Origin of the sequence: Pseudoduganella sp. RAF53_2 (assembly GCF_052113985.1) — a bacterium.
Lineage (GTDB): Bacteria > Pseudomonadota > Gammaproteobacteria > Burkholderiales > Burkholderiaceae_D > Rugamonas.
In genome coordinates this window covers 1-3,590 of the sequence record NZ_JBFRDW010000625.1, presented here as the reverse complement: position 1 = coordinate 3,590, position 3,590 = coordinate 1, and the positions used below count along the sequence as shown (strand labels likewise).

Sequence of the window (3,590 nt, the reverse complement as noted above, 5' to 3'; positions counted from 1 at the left end):
GTGTGGCCGTGTTCGCAGGTATGTTGGGCGTGACCTTCTTCGGTCTGTTCCTGACCCCGGTGTTCTACGTGCTGCTGCGTACCCTGGCTGTGYGTCTTGAGAAGAAATCCCCGGCGGCTGATACGGCCGTCCAACTGGAAGGGACCCACTAATGAAAAACATGATTGCAAAAGGCGTGGCCCCGCTGCTGGCAGCATTGCTGCTGACGGCCTGCGGTGCCCCGACCTTCAAGCAGCCGACGATTGAGACTCCGGCTGTGTTCAAGGAATCGCAGTCGGCTACCGCACCTGCGGGCGTGGTGACGGCTGCGGACGGCAGCCGCTGGAAGCAGGCGCAGCCCGCCGAGCAGCAGTCGCGCGGCGAGTGGTGGCTGTCGCTCAACGACCCGGCTCTGAATGAGCTGATCGCTGAAGCCACCAAGGCCAACGCCAACCTGGCCGTGGCAGCGGCCCGCGTCAAGCAGGCCCGCGCCATCGCGGGCATCGCTGAAGCGGACCGCATTCCGCAGAGCGGCGTCGGCGTGGGCGCCCAGCGCGGCCAGCAGTCGCCGACCGAGCTGGGTCTGCCGGCCGGCACCAGTGTGTCGCCGTCGACCGCCTACTCGGCGCGCCTGACCGCCAGCTATGAAGTGGATCTGTTCGGCCGCGTATCGTCCGACGTTGCGGCAGCCCGCAACGATGCGGCGACCGTGGAAGCGAACTACCGCTCCGTGCTGCTGTCCCTGCAGGCTGACGTGGCGCAGACTTACTTCAAGCTGCGCGCAACCGACGCTGAACTGGACACTCTGGCCGAAACGGTGCGTCTGCGCGAAGAGAACGTGAAGATCAACCAGCGTCGCTTCGACTTGGGCGATATCGGTGAATTCGACTTGACCCGCGCCAAGACCGAGCTGTCGACCACGCGTGCCGAAGCCATCGGCCTGCAGCGCCAGCGTGTGACGACCGAGCATGCCCTGGCGGTCCTGCTGGGCAAACCGGCCGCTTCGTATTCGGCTGGTCCGAGCCCGCTGCTGGATTCGACCTTGCTGCCTGCGATCCCGGCCGGCATGCCGTCGTCGCTGCTGGAGCGCCGTCCTGATATCGCGGCAGCGCAGAAGACCATGGAAGCGTCCAACGCCCGCATCGGCTTGGCGCGCGCGGCCATGTTCCCGGCGCTGACCATCAGCGGCAACGGTGGCGGCGTGGCCGGCACTTTCGGTGATGTGTTCAAGCTGACCAGCCGTTCGTGGATGCTGGGCGCCCTGCTTTCCGCGCCGATCATCGACGGTGGCCGCAACAGTGCCAACATCCGTCGCAGTGAAGCCGCGCTGGAAGAGTCGGTCGCTTCCTACCGCCAGTCGGTGCTGGTGGCCTTCTCGGAAGTGGAAGACAACCTGGCCGGCTTGCGCATCCTGAGCGGCCAGACCGCGCAGATCGACGATGCCCTGGTGTCGGCGCGCCGTTCGGCCGACCTGGCGAAGAAGCTGTATGAAGCGGGCCGTTCGAGCTATCTCGACCTGCTCGACGCGCAGCGCAATCTGGCAGCGGTTGAGCGCACCGCGGTGCAGCTGCGCGGCAACCGCGCAGTGACCACCGTGGCGCTGATGCGCGCTTTGGGGGGAGGGTGGGACACTTAGGCTCTTAATTGAAGTGTTGAATGCAGCTCTACTCTAACTTTTCGGCGAAACGTCGCTTTTGTCATAACGTCGCTAACGCGACAGATTGGAGACGGTTACGTGAATCCTGCTCCCGGCTCAGGCGTACGCTTATCTTATTTATAGTCGTGTATGCTTGCTGGGCGTATTCACAGTTCTGAAGCCGCCGGAATAAATCGCTAGAGCATTTGACCGAGGCGCTTGCCTAGGCAAAGCAGGGTTAGAGTAGGCGGCAGGCCCCATGGCGCAGGCAACACTGACGCATCACAGACATATAGTCCGAGCGTCGGTGTTTGCAGACTAGTGTCAACGCCTGCGCCGGTAGGGATTGTTCCGCCTGGATGTGCGGCAAAATGCCAGCTTTTGAATATATGCTTCGCACCAGCCGCTTTAAGCACACGCCGCGCGATAGCAATGCCTTCATTGAACTTGCGGCGGTCCGGCAGACTTAGGGTCTTATTTGCCCAGCGCGGACCAACACCACCGCCGGCTTCATCTCGTATTTTCACCATGACGCTCAACGTACGTTGATGCATAAGCAGGCGATCTAGGCGGCCCATCTGCATGGCGAAGGCTTGGTACATTGGCTTAGGCAGTGTGAGGTCAGAGATAGTTAGGCCGTGTTCAGGCAACGCCATGCCAGCAGCCATCGGCACCTCAGCGCCACCAGAAATGTCGTTCGCGCTACCCATCACAGCAATCACCGGGTCACTGAAAAAGGGCACGTTGCGTGGGCCCAGGCCAGACCTGTGCAACAGGCGCGGACTGCCAATGCCACCACTTGCCAGCACCAGCTTATTCGCACGGGCTGCGTGCATTTTGCCGTTACGCGTGAACTCCAAGCCGACAGCGCGGCCATTCTGGGTTAGCACGCGAGTTACGAGCGCTTTGTCTTGCAACTGTGCGCCGTAGCTAAGTGCTTCGTCTAGCAAATCGCGCGCCGTCCACTTTGCTCCATAAGGGCAGCCATAAACGCAACGCCAGCAGCCGGTGCGGCAGATTTGCGGACGAATCATCTTGTCTAGTTTCAGCCATGGTAGGCCAGCAGCTTGGGCGCCCTGCATAATGCGAGTGGCCAGGGGGCCAATCAGATTGTCAGGGAGCGGCGAAATAGGCAGTTCCGCGCGCCATTCGGCTAAAGCCGGCGCGAGGTCAATTCCTAATGCATCAAAGCGTGCCAAGGGTGGTGTGGAAGCTGTAGCGAAGTTTAGAGTAGAGCTCCCGCCAACAGTCAGGCCGCGTACCAGCAGCGATGCGTCGCGATGGAGGAAGGCACCCTTACCGGGGATGGCTGCCATGGACGCCATTTGCGTAAGCGTGCCGCTCACAGGGGCGGCGCTGCCCCGTTCAAGCACCAGCACGCGCATGCCTCGGCGCGAAGTTTCGCGCGCCACGCTAGCGCCCCCGGGACCGCTACCAACGATGATGACATCGTATTGCATTAGTTCAGAAGTCGCATGTCGTAAGGAAATGGATTGCAGGACCGTGCCCTATGAGCAGGCTACTGTCGTAATCAAAAATAGATTCAGTTGAAAGCTCCGTTGGCCGCTTAACTGCTCATCGCTCACTACTTGCGGCTAAACTCCAGTTAATCGGACTGAAATGCCAGATGCGATTTTTCCCAAACGCTACTCTAGGCGAGAACGAGCAGGTGACAGAGTCGAGCGCCTCATCTCTTGCCAGAATGGGAGAATTCCCAGCGTAGCAGAGCGACATATCGCGCGACAACAAGTCGTTAAAGCGCTCCGAAACTATTGCTTTGAATGCGGTCACAATGCTTTCGTTTGCCACGCGAGTTACATGACATTGCGATTTCTGGCTCAATCTAAGCATCAGTCATACTTTAGAATGAAACGAAGGATGTCCTGATCTATCTCGCCTAATTCTTGAGCAATCCGGTCTACCCACCCAACGGCACGTGAAAAGCCGGTCTACCCACCCAACGGCACGTGAAAAG

Annotated in this window: 2 protein-coding genes; one reads left to right on the top strand and one right to left on the bottom strand. The window is 60.3% G+C overall.

Translation table 11 applies throughout. The annotated features are described in order from the left end of the window. The first annotated feature begins 151 nt into the window (after positions 1 to 151). A complete protein-coding gene (locus AB4Z11_RS26630; protein WP_442028855.1) occupies positions 152 to 1,615 on the top strand; it encodes an efflux transporter outer membrane subunit in 1,464 nt (487 codons plus the stop codon). Positions 1,616 to 1,812: 197 nt separating this feature from the next. On the opposite strand, the gene AB4Z11_RS26625 is transcribed toward AB4Z11_RS26630, so the two are convergent. Next, positions 1,813 to 3,075 (bottom strand): GMC family oxidoreductase N-terminal domain-containing protein, encoded by a 1,263-nt coding sequence (locus tag AB4Z11_RS26625; RefSeq protein WP_442028854.1) that lies wholly within the window; start codon positions 3,073 to 3,075, stop codon positions 1,813 to 1,815. Between the last annotated feature and the right edge of the window lie 515 nt (positions 3,076 to 3,590).

Excerpts from the sequence above, each read along its gene's own strand:
- AB4Z11_RS26625 (WP_442028854.1), bottom strand. The coding sequence starts at position 3,075 with ATGCAATACGATGTCATCATCGTTGGTAGCGGTCCCGGGGGCGCTAGC.
- AB4Z11_RS26630 (WP_442028855.1), top strand. The coding sequence starts at position 152 with ATGAAAAACATGATTGCAAAAGGCGTGGCCCCGCTGCTGGCAGCATTG.